The organism is Blautia sp. DFI.6.71, assembly GCF_020593585.1.
Taxonomy (GTDB): domain Bacteria; phylum Bacillota; class Clostridia; order Lachnospirales; family Lachnospiraceae; genus Blautia_A; species Blautia_A wexlerae.
In genome coordinates this window covers 1-18,018 of record NZ_JAJDMJ010000001.1, presented here as the reverse complement: position 1 = coordinate 18,018, position 18,018 = coordinate 1, and the positions used below count along the sequence as shown (strand labels likewise).

The 18,018-nt window shown below is 39.8% G+C and carries 23 protein-coding genes, 2 pseudogenes and 1 riboswitch; of the genes and pseudogenes, 1 reads left to right on the top strand and 24 read right to left on the bottom strand.

The genetic code is table 11. The features are described from left to right. Positions 1–184 precede the first annotated feature (184 nt). The gene (locus LJE12_RS00125) at positions 185–1,129 is read left to right on the top strand and encodes an AEC family transporter (RefSeq protein WP_020993719.1); all 945 of its coding nucleotides are present in this window, start codon (positions 185–187) and stop codon (positions 1,127–1,129) included. A gap of 17 nt (positions 1,130–1,146) precedes the next feature. Here LJE12_RS00125 and LJE12_RS00120 read toward each other — a convergent pair whose 3' ends face one another. The 24 genes and pseudogenes from LJE12_RS00120 to LJE12_RS00005 form a co-directional block, all read right to left on the bottom strand. Beyond that, positions 1,147–1,365, bottom strand: coding sequence for an HAD family hydrolase (locus LJE12_RS00120; protein WP_320055393.1), 219 nt, complete (start codon positions 1,363–1,365; stop codon positions 1,147–1,149). Between the two features lie 89 nt (positions 1,366–1,454). Continuing rightward, on the bottom strand, positions 1,455–1,958 hold the full coding sequence (locus tag LJE12_RS00115) for an HAD-IIB family hydrolase (RefSeq protein ID WP_227226140.1): 504 nt from the start codon (positions 1,956–1,958) through the stop codon (positions 1,455–1,457). Positions 1,959–2,011: 53 nt separating this feature from the next. Continuing rightward, complete coding sequence (locus LJE12_RS00110) at positions 2,012–3,280, bottom strand: M18 family aminopeptidase (RefSeq protein WP_173697706.1); 1,269 nt, start codon at positions 3,278–3,280, stop codon at positions 2,012–2,014. Positions 3,281–3,570: 290 nt separating this feature from the next. Beyond that, positions 3,571–3,897, bottom strand: coding sequence for a cupin domain-containing protein (locus LJE12_RS00105; protein ID WP_022381443.1), 327 nt, complete (start codon positions 3,895–3,897; stop codon positions 3,571–3,573). A 136-nt stretch (positions 3,898–4,033) separates the two neighbouring features. After that, positions 4,034–4,885: a 2-amino-4-hydroxy-6-hydroxymethyldihydropteridine diphosphokinase gene (gene folK, locus LJE12_RS00100; protein ID WP_227226139.1), complete on the bottom strand. Its 852-nt coding sequence runs from the start codon at positions 4,883–4,885 to the stop codon at positions 4,034–4,036. A gap of 57 nt (positions 4,886–4,942) precedes the next feature. After that, on the bottom strand, positions 4,943–5,752 hold the full coding sequence (gene folP / locus LJE12_RS00095) for a dihydropteroate synthase (RefSeq protein ID WP_161275962.1): 810 nt from the start codon (positions 5,750–5,752) through the stop codon (positions 4,943–4,945). Positions 5,753–5,791: 39 nt separating this feature from the next. Continuing rightward, on the bottom strand, positions 5,792–6,289 hold the full coding sequence (locus tag LJE12_RS00090; RefSeq protein ID WP_227226137.1) for an HD domain-containing protein: 498 nt from the start codon (positions 6,287–6,289) through the stop codon (positions 5,792–5,794). Continuing rightward, entirely contained in the window at positions 6,286–6,843 is a 558-nt protein-coding gene (gene folE / locus LJE12_RS00085) for a GTP cyclohydrolase I FolE (protein WP_008704861.1), read from the bottom strand. Before folE ends, LJE12_RS00090 begins: the two co-directional genes overlap by 4 nt. A gap of 135 nt (positions 6,844–6,978) precedes the next feature. Next, positions 6,979–7,075: riboswitch (THF riboswitch) on the bottom strand. A gap of 116 nt (positions 7,076–7,191) precedes the next feature. Next, on the bottom strand, positions 7,192–7,605 hold the full coding sequence (locus LJE12_RS00080; RefSeq protein ID WP_118588022.1) for a hypothetical protein: 414 nt from the start codon (positions 7,603–7,605) through the stop codon (positions 7,192–7,194). 15 nt (positions 7,606–7,620) lie between these two features. Further along, a complete protein-coding gene (locus LJE12_RS00075; RefSeq protein ID WP_118613176.1) occupies positions 7,621–9,150 on the bottom strand; it encodes a Y-family DNA polymerase in 1,530 nt (509 codons plus the stop codon). 36 nt (positions 9,151–9,186) lie between these two features. Further along, positions 9,187–9,642, bottom strand: a complete 456-nt coding sequence (locus LJE12_RS00070) for a YaiI/YqxD family protein (protein WP_118613175.1) — start codon at positions 9,640–9,642, stop codon at positions 9,187–9,189. A gap of 10 nt (positions 9,643–9,652) precedes the next feature. After that, the gene (locus LJE12_RS00065) at positions 9,653–10,021 is read right to left on the bottom strand and encodes a VOC family protein (protein ID WP_118613174.1); all 369 of its coding nucleotides are present in this window, start codon (positions 10,019–10,021) and stop codon (positions 9,653–9,655) included. A gap of 68 nt (positions 10,022–10,089) precedes the next feature. Further along, on the bottom strand, positions 10,090–10,500 hold the full coding sequence (locus LJE12_RS00060) for a peptide deformylase (RefSeq protein WP_227226135.1): 411 nt from the start codon (positions 10,498–10,500) through the stop codon (positions 10,090–10,092). Between the two features lie 56 nt (positions 10,501–10,556). After that, a complete protein-coding gene (locus LJE12_RS00055) occupies positions 10,557–10,871 on the bottom strand; it encodes a multidrug transporter (protein WP_118613378.1) in 315 nt (104 codons plus the stop codon). 214 nt (positions 10,872–11,085) lie between these two features. Continuing rightward, on the bottom strand, positions 11,086–11,385 hold the full coding sequence (locus tag LJE12_RS00050) for a hypothetical protein (RefSeq protein WP_227226133.1): 300 nt from the start codon (positions 11,383–11,385) through the stop codon (positions 11,086–11,088). A gap of 286 nt (positions 11,386–11,671) precedes the next feature. Beyond that, positions 11,672–12,022 carry an arsenate reductase/protein-tyrosine-phosphatase family protein gene (locus LJE12_RS00045; protein WP_227226131.1) on the bottom strand — a complete coding sequence of 117 codons (351 nt, stop codon included), beginning with the start codon at positions 12,020–12,022 and terminating at the stop codon, positions 11,672–11,674. A gap of 56 nt (positions 12,023–12,078) precedes the next feature. After that, entirely contained in the window at positions 12,079–12,303 is a 225-nt protein-coding gene (locus tag LJE12_RS00040) for a hypothetical protein (RefSeq protein WP_118588032.1), read from the bottom strand. A gap of 29 nt (positions 12,304–12,332) precedes the next feature. Next, a complete protein-coding gene (locus tag LJE12_RS00035) occupies positions 12,333–12,737 on the bottom strand; it encodes a (deoxy)nucleoside triphosphate pyrophosphohydrolase (protein ID WP_019163307.1) in 405 nt (134 codons plus the stop codon). Positions 12,738–12,875: 138 nt separating this feature from the next. After that, a pseudogene (locus LJE12_RS00030) lies at positions 12,876–13,061 on the bottom strand (DEAD/DEAH box helicase family protein); the annotation flags it as partial. A 26-nt stretch (positions 13,062–13,087) separates the two neighbouring features. Continuing rightward, a complete protein-coding gene (locus LJE12_RS00025; protein ID WP_227226129.1) occupies positions 13,088–16,249 on the bottom strand; it encodes a DUF3427 domain-containing protein in 3,162 nt (1,053 codons plus the stop codon). Positions 16,250–16,712: 463 nt separating this feature from the next. Continuing rightward, a complete protein-coding gene (locus LJE12_RS00020; RefSeq protein WP_118613169.1) occupies positions 16,713–17,075 on the bottom strand; it encodes a YccF domain-containing protein in 363 nt (120 codons plus the stop codon). A gap of 69 nt (positions 17,076–17,144) precedes the next feature. Then, positions 17,145–17,501: a VOC family protein gene (locus LJE12_RS00015; protein WP_020993711.1), complete on the bottom strand. Its 357-nt coding sequence runs from the start codon at positions 17,499–17,501 to the stop codon at positions 17,145–17,147. Positions 17,502–17,543: 42 nt separating this feature from the next. After that, entirely contained in the window at positions 17,544–17,681 is a 138-nt protein-coding gene (locus LJE12_RS00010) for an SDR family oxidoreductase (RefSeq protein WP_330366528.1), read from the bottom strand. Between the two features lie 24 nt (positions 17,682–17,705). Next, positions 17,706–17,927: pseudogene (locus LJE12_RS00005) on the bottom strand (GNAT family N-acetyltransferase); the annotation flags it as partial. Between the last annotated feature and the right edge of the window lie 91 nt (positions 17,928–18,018).

Genomic DNA, 18,018 nt, shown 5'->3' with positions numbered 1-18,018 from the left:
AAAAATCATTCCCGCAATCTGCAAGGCATACTGAACAGCAACTATTTTTTTCAGAATAACACAGAAATCGGAATTTGACAATTCCTGTCAAACGTTTATAATCATGGTGTTATTGTGATATAGCAGTCACCTTATGAACCGTACTTTTTGTACAGAAATCATTTTTTTGAAAGGATTTATGAAAATGGAGAATCTTATTTTCTGTCTTAATGCTACAATCCCGATTTTTCTCACCCTGATGCTCGGGCTCTTTTTTCGGAAGATCGGACTCTTTGATGACACCTTTGTCAGCCGTCTGAATAAGTTCGTATTTAATGCAGCTCTGCCTGCGCTTTTGTTTCTGGATATTGCAAAGTCAGATTTCTACAGTGTGTGGAATACGAAATTTGTATTGTTCTGCTTCTTTGTCACACTGATCAGTATCGGAATTTCCACAGGACTTTCCTATCTGCTGAAACCGCGAAATATCCAGGGCGAATTTATCCAGGCTTCTTACCGGAGCAGCGCTGCGATCCTTGGAATTGCAATTATCCAGAATCTTTACGGAAACGCAGGAATGGCACCGCTTATGATCATCGGAAGTGTGCCGCTTTATAATGTGATGGCAGTTATAACACTGTCACTGTTCGCTCCCGGCGGCGGTAAACTTGATACCGCAAAGCTTATCCGAACCCTGAAAGGAATCGCCACGAACCCTATTATCCTTGGTATCCTGACAGGTATGGTATGGTCGCTGCTTCATCTGCCAATGCCAACAATTCTGAATACTGCCGTAGATAATCTCGGAAAAACAGCGACTCCTCTTGGGCTGATGGCCATGGGTGGCGCACTGAAATTCGGCAAGGCATTCGCAAGGCCGAAACCACTGATCGCATGTAGCTTTCTGAAGCTTGTGGGATATGAAGCTGTATTTCTTCCACTGGCTGTGCTTCTGGGATTTTCCCATGATATGCTGGTTGCGATCATTATCATGCTTGGCTCTGCCACTACTGTAAGCTGTTATATCATGGCCAAAAACATGGATTATGACGGCGATTTTACTTCCGGTGTGGTTATGACTACCACTCTGTTAAGCTCCTTTACCATGACAATCTGGCTCTATATATGCAAAAGCCTGGGACTGATCTGAGCCCAGGCTTTTTATGTTTATATCAGCTTCAGATATTCCAGTCCGTTTCTGATTCCATAATGGAACATATCCTGTGTAATATGATCAGCCAGAGCTTTTATTTTCTCCGAACCATTTCCCATGGCAACCTTCACCGCCGCATATTCAAACATGGCGAGATCATTATTGCTGTCTCCAAACACGATCGTATCCTCCCATGGAATATCAAAGAGTCTGCACACTGCCGAGATCCCCACTGCCTTGTTAAAGCCCTTTGGGACAAGTTCAATGGTGGTTCCCGCAATCCCTGAACCACTCTCATGACGGATAATGTCATAATACTCACTCAGTTCCCTGCAGGCAGCTCTTCTGCATCACAGCCTTTTATCATTTTGGCACTGATCTTATTAATGCGCATACAATCTTCATTTCCCCTGATGGGACGCCATTTAGATCCTAAAGATTCTGTGATCAGATCCGTATACCAGTTCACATCTGTATTATATTCATCCTTATCATAATACATGAAATCTGCACCTTCCATAACCGGGACCAGACCATATCTGCGCAGGATTTCCACTGATTTTTTTGCAACTTCCGGGGGCATCTCTTTATTAAAAAGACGTTCTCCATCTTTTTCAATGGTAGCCCCGCAGGCACTGATCATACCGGTAAATGGAAGCTCTTCCAGATACCAGGAAACAAAGGCCCTGCTCCTGCCTGTGCAAAGCCATGCGTCATGACCGTTTTCTCTTAATTTCTTCAATGCCTCCTTTGTGCTCTGGGGTACACCCTTTTCCATATCGCAGAGTGTTCCGTCTGCATCAAAAAACACTGCTTTTCTGTTCACTTTCTTATCTCCTGATTTTTATATTTACGTTTATCTTCCAGTGTGCCGACAAGCTATGCAAAAAATACTGTCGCTGCCTTAACCAGGCTCTCTGTATCTTTCGCACCTGTGGTTTCATATACAGAGTGCATGGCAAGCTGTGCCAGACCGATATCCACTGTTTTCACAGGAACCTGGGTATTGGAAATATTTCCCAGCGTGGATCCGCCTGCCATATCCGAACGGTTCACAAAGGTCTGGTACGGCACCTTTGCCCTGTCACAGATATCCTTGAAAATTGCAGCGGACACTCCGTCTGTACAATATTTCTGGTTTGCATTGTACTTGATCACGATTCCCTCATTCAGCACCGGACGATTTACCGGATCTGTCTTATCTGTATGGTTTGGATGGAGGGCATGGGCATTATCTGCAGAGATCATAAAGCTGTCTGCAAGTGCCATATAGTATTCCTCCTGAGTACGTCCCAGTCCCATATTGATCCGCATCAGAGTATCCTTAAGGAATGTGGAAGCAGCGCCCTGTCTTGTACTGCTTCCCACTTCTTCATTATCCAGCACACAATGTACAGAAATGCTTTCTTCACGATTTCCCTGCAGGAATCCCTCCATAGAAGAGAATGCACACTGCAGATCATCCAGTCTGGGTGCAGAGACAAATTCCTCATTTACTCCCCACAGAGTACCCGGAGTTCTGTCATAAAGAAACAGATCATGTCCCAGAATATCTTCTGTCTTTACTTCTGCGGCCTCAGCCACAGTTTCCATAAATCTACCCTTTCCTTCCTTACCGCTGAAAAGAGGCAGCATATCCTTCTGCACATTATATTTATATCCGTCATTTACTTCCCTGTTCATATGAATGGCAAGATTGGGAATGACCAGCAGATCTCTGTCCACAGCCACCATCTTCTCTCTGATTTTTCCATCCTGGCGGACAATCAGCCTTCCTGCTACCGACAGAGGTCTGTCAAACCACGGAGACAGAATCATTCCACCGTAACGCTCCACATTCAGTTTGATATAAGCATTCTCCACCTCTATTTCAGGATTCTCCTTGATCTTAAGGGAAGGGGAATCACTGTGGCTTGCCATAATATGAAACTTCCACACAGGCTTCTGCGGAATGGAAAAAGCTATGATCGCAGAATGATTTCTGGTCACATAATAATTTCCGCCTTTTTTAAGCTTCCAGTGATCCTCCTCTTTCAATTCTTCAAAGCCTTCTTTGTCAAGCCTTTTGGTCATCTCCGTCACTGCCTGAAATGCAGTGGGGCTTTTCTCTATGAATTTCAGTAACTTCTTTGCTGTTTTTCTGTACATAGTTTGATTCTCCATTTGAATGATTAATCAAGCGGATATTCGCAATCCGCTTCGCTACTTGCTCATAATCGAATAACTGCTTCGCAGTTTATCAGAAGGAGCTTGCACTCCTCCTGATACAAGCAAGTCCCCACCCACTGCTTATTACTTTTCGCAATTGAAGCAGGGGACTTACTTGATTCGGCTAAAATGCTACCTGATTTATACTATTTTTTATTATAATCAGTCTGTCCTGGTAATAAAAACAGCAGTCATTATTTCCATAAGAAATATGTGCTGCTGCTTTTATATCAGTCTTTAATGATCAGAGCCATAAAAACCAGATCTGTATTTCCTGTATTTGCAAGTGCATGTCCATGATTGTCCGGTGTGAATGTAATATCTCCGGCTTTTACCGGACGATAGGTACCGTTGTCATTGTATTCGCCCTGTCCCTGTAAAATATAATAGGTTTCACTTTCTCCATGATGTTCATGATATCCCAGTGAACATCCCGGCTCCAGGGTTACCTGTGCATACAGTCCACATTTACCGTTCAACTGCTCTGCGTCAAGGATTTCTTTGATAATTACGTGACCATTTCCACCTGCCATGTGTTCTTCGCGTCTGATTCTCATAATTTTTTGCCCTCCTGTAGGTGTTTTCTCTTTTATAGAATTTCCATTGAATATATCATAGCACTGTTTGTAAAAAATGGCAAAGTAAATATCAATGGAACATTCAACAAAATATCGTTACTGGTTACTGTTCACTTTATTTTGCAGTATTTTCAGATTTGTTCAGAAGGCTGTCCAGAAGCTGCGAAATGGTCTGATTTAACACAGGATGTCGCAGATACGGAGCAATCTGATTCATTGGTATAAGAACAAAATCGCGGTTGTGCAGATCAATATGAGGAATATGAAGATCTGGCATATCAATAATTTCCTGATCATAAAACAGGATATCCAGATCCAGTGTCCTTGGTCCCCAGTGGATGATACGTTCCCTGTTTGCCTCCTGTTCTAACTGATGCAGTCGCACAAGCAATTCTCCAGGAGTAAGAAGTGTCCGCATTTTCAGAACTCCATTTAAAAATTCATCCTGATCAGTAACTCCGTAAGGTTCTGTGATAAGATAATCGGAAATTGCCTCTATACGGCATCCTTTTGTCTCTGCCAGACCACGGATTCCATTATCTATATACATCTTTTTATCACCCATATTAGAGCCAAAAGCAATGTAAGCAGTATGCCATTTCCGTGTAATTTCCACAGATACGGTTTTCAGAGGAAGACCAACCGGTGCCCAGGGCTTTTCGATCTTCAGAGTTATTTTTTCAAGTCCGGAAAGAGAGCAAAGAAGCATTTCTGCAAGATTCTCTGCAAGAGATTCCAGAAGTTTATAAGTATGTTTTCTAGTGAAATCAGTGATCATATGGCTGACTTCGCCATAGTTTATGGAAGCAGACAACTCATCGGTTAATCCCGCCAGACGTGTTCTGGTAAAAAGTGTAGCAGAAATAACAAACTTCTGTCCCAGAACATTTTCTTCGGGATATACACCATGGTTTGCAAAAACCTCCAACTCTTTAATTTCTATTTTATCTAATCTGGTCTCATCCATAACAGCAAATCCTTTCTGTATGTTATTTATATTTACCATCTGTTTTGTGCCAGTAATTTATCTGCGTCCCAGGATTGCTTCTGTCATCTGGATCACACGCTTGTTTTCTTTAACATCGTGGACACGGACAAAAGAGCATCCCTTCATTACGCCAATTACACTGGTAGCCAAAGTCCCCTCCACGCGCTGATCTACCGGAAGCTCCAGCGCCAGTCCAATCATGGATTTGCGTGATGTACCAAGGAGAACCGGAAATCCCAGATTCTGAAAAAGCTCCAGGTGATTCATTGCTTCCAGATTCATTTCAAATGTTTTTCCAAAACCAATTCCCGGGTCAAGCATGATTTTTTCATCTTTAATTCCAGCCTGTCTTGCAAGATTAACACATTCCTGTGTTTCGGCGAGCATATCAATGAGAAAGTTTTGATATTCTGTATTAGATTTGTTGTGCATCAGACAACAGGCCACATCATATTTTGCGATCACAGCTGCCATTTTCGGATCATATTTTAATCCCCAGATATCGTTAACCAGGTCAGCTCCTGCCTGGATAGAGCTTTCAGCAACACTGCTCTTAAAAGTATCTACAGAAACAGGAATATCAAAATGTTTTTTGACCGCTTCAATAACAGGAAGAACTCTCTGTGCTTCCTCATCAGCACTGACAGGAGTATGACCGGGACGTGTAGATTCGCCTCCGATATCAATAATATCTGCACCATCAGCAATCATTGCCTCTGTATGTTTCAAAGCTTCATCCATATGATTCCATTTGCCGCCGTCTGAAAAGGAATCAGGAGTAACATTTAAAATTCCCATTATGTAAGTATGATTCTTAGTATCAAAAAAACGGTTTCCAATTTTCATGAGCAGAGCCCATCCTTTCTTTTATGCTTATGAAGAAGATCAGTATTCAATTTTCATATTTTTTTTATCATCAGACCAATAGCATTCAGAAGCAGCGGAACATAAAAAACAATTTCTGGACTGCTTATCCGCTTTATAAAGAAGTGCTGCCAGCGTACTGCAGGAATCTCCTTTTCGGTGATGTCCAATGGAAGACAGAATCAGTTCTTTTTCCTGTTCTGTAAAGTGCAGATCTGTCAGGATTTCCCGTGCGATTTCTACTCCTGCAATATCATGGGGAATGTTGTACTGATATTGCTGTGCACGTCCGATATCATGAAGAAGTGCTGCTACATAGATAAGCTCTTTGGGCAGCTCCAGATGTTCCTCCAATGCATAAATGTACATCAACCGTGCAACATCCAGAAAATGTTCAGGCGTATGACGGCAGAAGATCCGTTCACTCTCAAGTTCCTGTATTTTTTTATAATGTTCCTGATAAACCGGATGCCTCCAGATCTGATTGACACGATCCATATCTGAAAAATTGTTATTCATCCTTTTACCATAGAAAGGAACATTTTCTGCAGTTCCTTATCTTCTGTAAACGCACCACGGGTTACAGTAGTGATTGTTTTGCTTCCTGGTTTTTTTATTCCGCGCATGGTCATACAGGTATGTTCCGCTTCCAGCATTACCATAATTCCTTTTGGATCCAGAGTACGCTCCAAAGCATCTGCGATCTGAACGGTAAGCCGTTCCTGGATCTGTGGTCTTCTGGAATAAACCTCTACTGTACGTGCCAGTTTGCTTAAACCGGTAACTTTGCCGTTGGGGATGTATGCAAGATGAGCTTTTCCATAAAAAGGCATCAAATGATGCTCACACATGGAGTAAAAGGTGATGTCTTTTTCCAGCACGATTTCATTATTTTCTACAGGAAACTGCTTTAACAGATGCTGGTCCGCTTCATGACCAAGACCTCCGTAAATTTCTTCACACATGCGGGCAATCCTGTCAGGAGTATCAATCAGACCTTCCCGTGTGATATCTTCACCGATACCTTCCAGAAGCAGACGGACTGCCTGCTCAATTTTCACTTTGTCAACCATTAAAAAATAACCTCCTTTGTATTTTTGAAATGGAGATTATCCTTTTGACCAAATTAAAAAGGATATCTCCAATTGTGATAGAATGTATGTCGAAAACATTCCCTAACACAATATGAGATATCCTCTTATATTGTTTGCAACGGGTGCGGATAATATACCGTAAGACGCACTTTTCGTTTCAGTGACAACTCCCCATTCACCGAACACTTGACGCATAAAATCCTATTTTGCATATCATTCATTTCGGTATTCAGTATACCATGTAATACGATAATAGAAAAGCTTTTTTCTGACTTTTCAGAATAATTTTTTCTGTTTTCACTTTTCCCAGTGAAACATTTTTCACATTTACCACTCTTCACATTTAATATCACTTATCTGTTCGATTGGAATGACCGTTTGATCCGTCATGATTATGGTATGCTCGTATTCGTCTACCTTTTTTACAATACCGGAGCACATAACATAGGATCCACCGGCTTTTTTTTCATCGGGAATAAAATAAGTTATGGATACATTCTGTTCTATACCGATATTATTTCTGATTATATTGATTTTTTCATTCAGCTGAGCAATCACTTCCTCGCTCAGTTCCAATCTTTCATCGGTTAATCTTGCTGTTTCTTTTATCGCAGCATCATGTCCAGTCAAGGCTGCAAAAGGAGCAAACTGCGCTGCCCGATCCCGAAGAGGCATTTGCGGATGATTCTTAGAGACCGGATGCGGTAAATTGATGATATCGTCATAAGAATTATTTTTCATCCTCTTTCAACTCCTTTACGCCTTATGTCCGCCAATTTGTTCATTTCTGTCCTTGGCGGTTGCACCTTCCTGAAGATTCATTCCCTTCAGTACAGCGTTTTTTCCAAATTTCTTCTTGATACTGAGCATTGCCTCCTGCATACGTTTCTCACGATCCAGCGCAGCCTCTTCCTCTTCCTGCTTTTTCCTTTGCACCTCATAATCCGTAAAAAGATCCAACTGCTCATACACTTCTTCTCTCTCTACAGAGCTTTCATCCACAAGCCTGTTCGCTGTGATATTGATTCTTCTGATAAGCAGGTTTCTGTCAACGATCCTGTCATATAGCTCTATTACTGCATCCATTATCAGTTTTGTTGAGGAAGTCTGCCGTTTCAGATTGGTCGTTCCATGTGCGTGTTTCGGAATTCTTCTTCCATAACGGTCGATTGTAACCTCTCCATGATACTGCTTTTTCCTGTCGGCATTATTCAGATTCTCAATATCATAACCAACCGTCAATACAATCTGGTCCGTCACAAGCTTCTTATCCACCAGATCCAAAACCATCTGGTCCGTCATCTCTTTGACGACTAATTTTGCTTTTTCAAAGTCATAAGGACAATGAAGTACCTGCCCGGAACAAACACTGTTCGTTTCCGGTTTGTAAGACTTGACCATTTCCATGGTACAGGGCTCATATCCCCAGGCATGATCGATCAGAAGCTCTGCATTAACGCCAAACAGTTTATATAGCAAATCTTCGTTATATAATTCATTCTCTTTTCCGATGGAACATCTGGCAATATCACCCATCGTATAAAGGCCATATTCTTCCAACTTCTTTGCATATCCCTTTCCGACTCTCCAGAAATCAGTAAGAGGTCTGTGGCTCCAGAGTTTCCTTCGGTATGACATTTCATCCAATTCTGCAATTCGTACGCCATCTTTATCTGCTTTAATATGCTTTGCCACGATATCCATCGCAATCTTGCATAAATACATATTCGTTCCAATTCCGGCAGTTGCCGTTATACCTGTCGTTTTCAGCACATCCTGTATCATGGTCATTGCAAGTTCTCTTGCTGTCATATTATAAGTATGCAGATAATTCGTTACATCCATAAATACTTCGTCAATCGAATACGGGAAAATATCTTCCGGTGCAATATATTTCAGATAAATGCTGTAAATTCTGGTGCTGTATTCCAGATAGAGAGCCATCCGGGGAGGAGCAACAATATAATCAATCTCCAGTGCAGGATTGATATTTAATTCTGTGCTGTCATCAGAAGAACCAATAAATGTTCTGTTCGGTGCTTTCCACCTGCGGGCACTATTGGCTTCTTTTACTTTTTGAACAACCTCAAATAAACGGGCCCTTCCGGGTATCCCATAACACTTTAAGGCTGGAGATACCGCAAGACAGATTGTTTTTTCTGTTCTGCTTTTATCCGCAACCACAAGATTGGTAGTCAAAGGATCCCGATTTCGTTCTTTACATTCCACAGATGCATAGAATGACTTAAGATCAATTGCAATATAGGTTCTTTTCTTTTCCGTCATTCTGCACCTCCCAATTCTCCTGTGTTCCGTTTGTGATTATTTCTCCTTATCCATTGCCATATGTATCATTTTCTCGAAGGATTCTCTGAAATGCTCATCATCTTCTGCTGTTCTTTTTCTTGGTCCTTTTAAATGATTCTTTCCGGATGCCCTTCGTGCTTTCTTGTTCAAGTGCCGTTCCATAAGCATCTGGTCAATATTCTCATTCGTATACCATTTCCCAGACTGATGAATCGCATAAGCACCTTTTCCTAATGCCATTGCAGCCACACCGTAGTCCTGTGATACAACAATATCGTCTTTATGGCAAATGCTGATTAGTTTATAATCCACGGCATCTGCTCCAGCTCCAACTACAATCACTTCACTGTAATCAGATGATAACACATGATTGGTATCACACAACAACGTTACAGGAACACTGTGCTCTTTTGCAACTTTTTCAACAATACCAACTACCGGACAGGCATCTGCATCAACAAAAATCTGCATATCTTCTCCTTTAATTAAACATAAATGGAGTGCGAACCTCAATGAGATTACCACTCGGATCATACAGCCTTACAAGATTCTGTCCACCTGCAAGTTCTGTCAATTCTGTGGCATATCGAACGGAATACTTACCAGATTCATATTTTGCAATCAATCCATCTATATCAAATTCCTCGAAATACAGTTCCATCATGTTATTGAATGGTGTAGAAGTCTCATCCAGCGTCTTCCCCCATAGACCGGCATCCTGCAAAACAAGTCCCTCCGATAAGATCACATTACCTTCATTCTGAAGAATCACTTGCAGTCCAAATAAGTCCTTATAAAACTCTGTGGATTTTTCTATATCGTCCACCACGATCAGTACGTTTTTCAGCATATCCGTCACCTCACAATCCGCTTCATTACTTGAGTCGAGTTAAGCAGCTATTCTCAATCCGCATTCGATTATATGATCTTCCCAGACAAATGATCGATCTCATGCTGACAGATCTGTGCAGTCCATCCAGACAGCTTCTGCCGCTGTTTTTTCCAGTTGAAGTCATAATATTCTACTTCAATTTCCTGATATCTGGTCGTCTTGCGAACACCATCCAGCGACAGACAACCTTCTTCCGTCTCATACATGTCACGTTTTGAAACAATCACTGGATTGAACATCACTACATCTATGAATCCCATATTCACAATGATAATATTCTTCTTTACACCAATCATATTGGCAGCCATGCCAACGCAACGTTCTCGGTTCGCCTGCAGTGTGTCCTGCAGATCCTTTCCAATCTGGATATCTGCTTTTGTGGCCGGCTCGGATGGCTGGCCTAAAAAGAAAATGTCTCTTACTATTTGCTTTACCATTTATTTTCTCCTATATTTTATTTCTAATTCTTATTTATCCTGACCGGAAATCTTTTTCATCGACTCAAAATTAGTTTTACAGCATCAATCAGATCCTCACTGAATCCTTCAAGCTCATTCATCGTTATTACTTTATCTCTGACAAAATACGCAATATCCCATAATGCTGTCGACTTACGAAGTTCGATCAAAACACCTGGATGTTTCTTATCCTGTTTTATTCGCTTTTCAAGTTCCCCAAAATGATCCGAAGCGTTTCCCGGGGATGTAAGCAATTCAACATATTCCTTGATGAGCTGCTCCATATAATGTTCCTGCCAGTCTGAAACACGCTCACGATATAACTTCCAATCAGCTTTTGATATTTCCATAATTTCCATAGTCCTCCTCAAGTGTCAGCCTTTAAGAATTATTCATATTGTTATGTAGCTTTTGGTAAGTTTTTCACTTTCAATATCACCTCAAGTATAACATAGATATAACCCTTGTAGTGCATCTTTCCTGTAAAACATCCTTATCATTCTGCACAATCACCTGTCCCTGCAAAAATATTTGTTCTTTTCCCATTTTATCCCTCGCCTTTGATTACTGTTTCTGATTTCTGCGGTCCATTATCTCTAACGCTACAGCATCTGCATTCATCTTTTTCCAGGCAATTACTTTATCTTCATTAATGGCATACACCGTTGTTCCATAACGAACTGAGAATTGTTTCAGTTTCTGATTATAAGTACCAGTCTGCCAGAATAACTGCTCATTCTTATCTTTCCATATATAAATGCAAATCGTCTGATTCTTAGGATATCTCTGCTCTGACACCAACTGAAAGTTCTTTAACTCAAAGAAAGTTCTTTTCTTAAATACGCTGGATATATATGACTTCACCTTCCCCCTTGATTTCTTTTTCTAATGTTATCAGTTTACACCAAATGGCTGTACGAAAATCCCGACAACCAAAAGACCAAACTTCCTAAATCGTTTTTGTATTTACCAGCTGAAGATAGAGAATAGCAAGGACAGGAAGTGGTTATCCACCTTCCGGACATTCGTCCCAAAACAGGAATCCTACTGGAATACTTGCAGATAGATAAGGAAAGCAACTCATCTTCCTTTGTCACAGTAAGTCCTGTGTCATAAAGCTGATAAGCTGCCATTTTGTTCTGCAGGTATTCTATTTGTTCTCGCTCAATCTTTTCTTTAACTCAAAGATATTCTCCTCAATCCGCCGTATCACAGCCTTAAAATCATCGTCTGATTTCCCCGTTGGATCATCAAGTCCCCAGTTATCATCAAATGCCCTTCCAATAAAAGGACATCCCACATTACAGCCCATTGATATTGCGATATCAACATCTGGGATATCAGTAATCAGCTTACTATACTGACCATTTGCTTCCATGTCTATTCCATAAATCTCTTTCATGATACGAACGGCATCCTGATTAATCTGAGGCTTTGTCTCTGTTCCGGCCGAATAGCTTTCAATGATTGTGGAATTAACCTGATATTCAGCTTTCTGCATTGCAGAAACAGCTTTCCAAAAACAACGATAATCAATAACATTTAACGGCACTCCCATCAATTCGGAAGTGCCACTTTTTCCAACTTATTATTCACATCAAAGCAAACCTTGTCCCCTTCATTGATGTTACATTCATAAAGCATGGCATCCTCTGCTTTTATCCTTATTTCTTCTCCTGAAGAATTCGTAAGCGTCACTATTGCCATGACTGGCATGCCTTTCGGTCGCTCTTCACAACCAAAGTCCAGGTCTTCCTCAATTCGTTTTACTGTGTATATCATAGCTATTCCTCCGAAAATAATATTAAAAATCAGTTCTCCATGTTCCTTCGAATTTTCTCTATCAAAGTGACATCTGCCGGTAGCCAGGCAACGCTGTCCAGTTGATCCTTCGTAAGCCATTTTGCAGCTTCCGCTTCTTTTAGTTCCAGGTGACCGGCTGTGACCTCTGCCCAGAAGCAATCCATGGAAAGGTGAAAGGTGGGATAATCATACTCTATAGTGTCAATCAAATCCCCTACCTTAATTTCTGTATCCAGTTCTTCCATGATTTCTCGTTTTAATGCTTCCTGAGGTGTTTCACCTGCTTCGATTTTTCCTCCAGGAAACTCCCAGCCGCCTTTCAGCTCACCGTAACCACGAGCCGTTGCAAAAATTTTATTCTTTTCTTTCATATTGTCGCAGATAACTGCTGCAACTACTTTTATTGTCTTCATTTGTTTCGTACCTCAAATCATTTATGCTGTAATATTTGACTGTAAATACCGTAATAAATCTTCTCTCACTGGATGATGCATTTTCAGCGTTACTTTCGTGATCGGCTACATACGTCCGCGATTATCTTCTTTCCGGGCATTTCTGGCTCCCACCAATCCCATTGTCACTTTCTTATCAAAAACTTTTTCAAAAGATTTTTTAGCCTGCTTCGCAAGTGTCACACGATGAACCAGAAACAACACTCTTTTGAAACCAAGCTCACGCATAGCAAGTGCGGATGCATATATCTTTCCTGTTCCCGAATTTGTCAAGAGAGTACGCACATCTTTTTATTTCTAATCACATAGAATTACAAAGCAATGCTCTTGTTTGCCTTTGGCAGCATATCCGCAGGAATCGAATTATGCAGCTTCCATACGAAACTGACAGGTCTCTCTCCTTCATGCTTCACATAATCTGCATTTCCTAAAAAAGTATATGGTGCTGTATATGAACCAATCCTTTTAAATTCACGAACAAATAATGATATGATATCACCTGTATTCTTGTGATTAATATATCTCTGTATTTTTGCACTCGCTTGCCTATCCTGACTTTGGCTTTGCCAATGAAAGAACTTATCGTTAATTGCATAATCCTCATACATAGTAGATGGAGAGAAATCCTTCTCTGATTTGTTCAGATTAATAAAAAAGATATCTGTTTTTTTATTTTCAAAACGTTTTACACCCTCTCTGAATTCCGGCGATTCTGTCTCTGTAAATAATCCAAATGCAGCCATAATCTGATTTGTGTTATAACGGCAGTGTAAATCCAGAGGACAAAGATAAGAGTATTCATTTCTCCCAGCAACAAAACTGATATGCTTACGATTGTATTTTAAAATCTGCAGAACTTCATCTCTTACAAAAGTTTCCTTTAGGACTGACTCAATTCCTTCATCGATACTTTGGAAACCGCATTTAGCCGGATGCTTTTTATAAAATGTATAATAAAGCATATTTCGCATGATGCGTTCTTCTTCGCTATTTGCAACTTTATTACCGTCAATATATCTGATCCAATAATCCAGTAGTCTGGCTGAGTTCACATGGAAAAATCCGGTCATCATACTGTAAATTTTATCATCTACATCTCTGTCATCTTCAATAATGCCGGCCCACTTTTTTAAGCGGAACAAAGATCTGGCACCTGTATTCTGATAGAAATCATACAGAGACATATTATATTCCAGCAAAAAGTTTTCCAGATTAAGCGGTAATCCGTTATCTTCTTCAAAGGTTCTCACCATTTCAATCAGTGCTCTTTTGTTATTATCTGTCTGCTTCAGGTTCTCCAGAATATATTCTTTTGCATACTTTTCAAGTTCGATATAGCAACCTCTTGGCAGATTGCTGAATCCATCCTCCACCTGTTTGCGAATGGATTTTCGGCCTTTCCCTACAATTGCCTCAAATTTCATTGCAAAATTATACTTTTTGTTTGCCTGTCCAATAAAATCAAGAACCGTAAGGCAATCTTTCCCTGGACTTAAACGTAACCCTCGTCCTAGCTGCTGTAAAAATACAGTCGCACTTTCTGTTGGTCTCAAGAATAAGACGGTGTCTATAGCCGGGATATCCACGCCCTCATTATACAAATCCACAACGAAAATAAAGTTTATCTTTCCACTTAACAAATCTGTTTTTGCATCATTTCGAATATCGTCTGCACTTTTCGAAGATAATGCAATGGACGGGATTCCTTTATCATTAAAATATTTCGCCATGTAATTTGCGTGAGCAACACTGACACAAAATCCAAGACCTTTCACAGACGAAATATCTGTCACATATTTTTTTACACTGTTTAAAATCAAAGCGCAACGTCTTGTATCTGCCGTATATACTTTTTCCAGCTCTGACACATCATATTTACCACGCGTCCATTTGAAATTCCTATAATCTGTGTCATCTGTTACACCAAAATACTGAAAAGAACTTAACAGATTTCGATCAATCGCTTCACCCAACAGTAATTTTGATGCAATACGTCCATCAAAATACTTCAGGATATCCTTACCATCCATTCGGTCAGGAGTAGCAGTCAATCCTAATAGAATCTTCGGCTCATAGTATGCCAGTAATTCCTGATAAGAATCAGCTGCTGCATGGTGGAATTCATCCACTATGATAAAGTCATAATAGTCCTTGCTTGTCCACTGAGAAAGCTTTGCAGAATTGAATGACTGGATACTGATAAACAGATGCTCAATATCCGTTGGTTTATAACCATCTACGTACAACTCACCAAAATTAAAGTCATTCAAAACTTCCTGGAATTTCTGAATGCTCTGTTCGAGAATCTCCTTTCTGTGAGCCACAAATAACAAGCGTGCTCTTGGGTTCTTCTCCTTAAAAGCTTTATAATCAAATGCCGCAATAATTGTTTTTCCAACACCTGTCGCTGCAGAAACCAGATTACGATAATGTCCGTATACTTCTCGTTCTGCAGCAAGATTATCCAAAATTTCCTGCTGATATGCATATGGTCGAATCGAAATCTGAAGACTACGTTTTGACTTTCTATCAAATGCAGCCCTCGTTAATTCTTTTTTCAGCTTTTCATGACAGTCTGGGTTTTCAGGGTCAAAGGTTTCAAAAGAGGCATCATTCCAGTAGCTCTCAAAGGAAACCGAAAACTTTTTCACAATATCAAATGACTCTTTCTCAGTCACCTTCACATTCCACTCCAATCCCCCAGTCAAAGCTGGATTTGAAAGATTTGATGAGCCAATATATGCAGTTGAAAATCCAGTGTCTCTTTTAAACAAATAAGATTTTGCATGCATACGTGCATGATTCGTTTCATAATTAATCTTCACTTCCGTATTTGGAAGCTCTGCAAGAGCAACAATCGCTTTATAATCTGTAGCCTGTGTATAAGTCGTTGCAATCACACGTAAACGAACGCCCTCTCGTTTCGTGAATGCAGTCAATTCCACAAGAAGTGGACGTATTGCACTCCACTTAATAAATGAAACCAAAAGATCAATAGAATCAGAGGACAAGATTTCTTTCTTCAATTCCGAAAGCATACTTGGCTCATTTTTAGATCCTGTAAACAAGGCATTCTCTACAATTGACGTTTCCGGATGCACAGCTTTGATTGTATTAATGCTTCTTGCTGAATTCATTTTTTCATATAATGAGGTCAATACTTCTCCTTTTTCAAGAATGATATTATCCTCAAATTCAGGTTCATTCGTATGCTCTGCTATTTCCTGAACGATTTCATTACATAAACGAATTTGTGCCAGTAACGATTCATTTTCTTTAGATGACGGGAAACTGTCTCTTAAGTATTGCAAAGCCTGATTTATGACATATGATATGTATATGGTAAGAATACGTCTTGCATCCTCTCCATCAAGTTTTTCTAATTCTATATCATATTTTTCACGATCAAGCTGCTGCAGTTCTTTATTTATTCTCGTATTAACAATCTGTTCGTATATCCCATTTTTTAACATTAAACCCATCTCCTTGTTATGTATCATTCCTATTTACAACAATGTAAGTCAGAATATACTATTATTATTAATTATACTACACAGACTCATAATTCGGTGGGAAAACTTTCCGGAAGTAATTCTTCGAAATACATATAATTATAAGGAAAATTCATAATGCTTTCTTCCACTCTTCTGTTCGTGGCTCTGCTGTTTTCTTGTTTCTACTTCAATCTGCTTTGCAGCAAGTGCTTGTAATACACTTGTCATAAATAAGATTCTGGAATTTCAGCTTGTTCTAACAATTTTTCGCTTTGATAGGCATTCTTCGTAAATCCAATATGTTAAATAAAACGCCAGTAGAATACTCCACTGACGCCTTACAAATACTATTGTTTTTTCTTATTATGTATTAATAACTTTACTTATGATTCCCAATAGCATTTGAATCATTCTCTCAAATGACTCCTTAAATTTTTGTATTCTACCCTATCACACTGGCACCAAATGGCATGAAAGAAAGTCTTGCCATCTTGAAAAACTGCTTTCCAAACGGAATTCCAACTATCGTAATACACCATATACAACCAACTATCAGATTTCCAAGTGCCATTTCCCAGCCAAAAAATACAATCCATATGAGATTTACCAAGAATGAAAACATACCAGTTCCATACACGATTTCTTTTCCAAACGGCCAGAATGCCAAAGTTGCAAATTTAAAGCATTGCAGGCCTATCGGAATTCCAATAATTGTAATACACCATATACATCCTGCAAAAACCCATGCTAGTCCACCCAGCAATCCTCCAAATATAAACCAAAGGATATTACCTATAGTTCTCATGACAACACATCCCCCTTAAAGTCCTCTGAAAATCTGATCAACATGATTTCTACGATTTCTCAGCCAGCTTTACGGTAGAATCTCAAGCCAGTATCCATCTGGATCTACAATGAAATAGATTCCCATCGCTTCATTTTCGAAGCAAATGCACCCCATCTCTTCGTGCTTCTTGTGCGCTGCCTCATAATCCTCTGCCTTGAATGCCAAGTGGAATTCGCATTCACCCAGATTATACGGCTGTGGATGATCTTTAAGCCAGGTAAGTTCCAACTCAAAATCACTTACATCGTTGCTCAGATACACAATAATAAAATCATCTGTAGTCTTTCTTCTCACTTCGTGCAGATCAAGGGCCTCGTTGTAAAATTTAATAGATCGGTCCAAATCTGATACATTGTAATTTTCATGAATCATCTTAAATTTCATAGTTCTTCTCCTTTTGTACATTCTGTGTTTCTAATACGTGACTTAGATGTCAAATCTCCACCCACAATCGCCATGATAAATCATTTGTTTTGTCATACCACCGTCAATGCAGATGTTTTCACCTGTGATAAAGCCTGCTTTTTCAGAGCAAAGAAACAGTACCATATTGGCAATATCCATGGGAATTCTCCCCAAAATCGCTTTCTATTTCTGCTGCCACAACATTGGATATTCTTTTTCACCAGTAGTACCATCGAATCCTTCGCATTGGATATTAAACTCTTCTCTTTGGTAAAAAGAGAGAGCTCTGGTATTTTTCTGGTATACATTTAATCGTAATCTAACTTTTTTATTCTTGATATAATCTAATAAAAGTTTACCTATACCACATGACTGCATTTCATCAGAAACAAAAATACCGTGAATTAAAAACTTTATCCTCACACGACTGAAGTCGCGTGTTTCCAGACGCTTTAGGCGTCAGACTAAATATCGGCGGATACGCCTGTAACTTAGG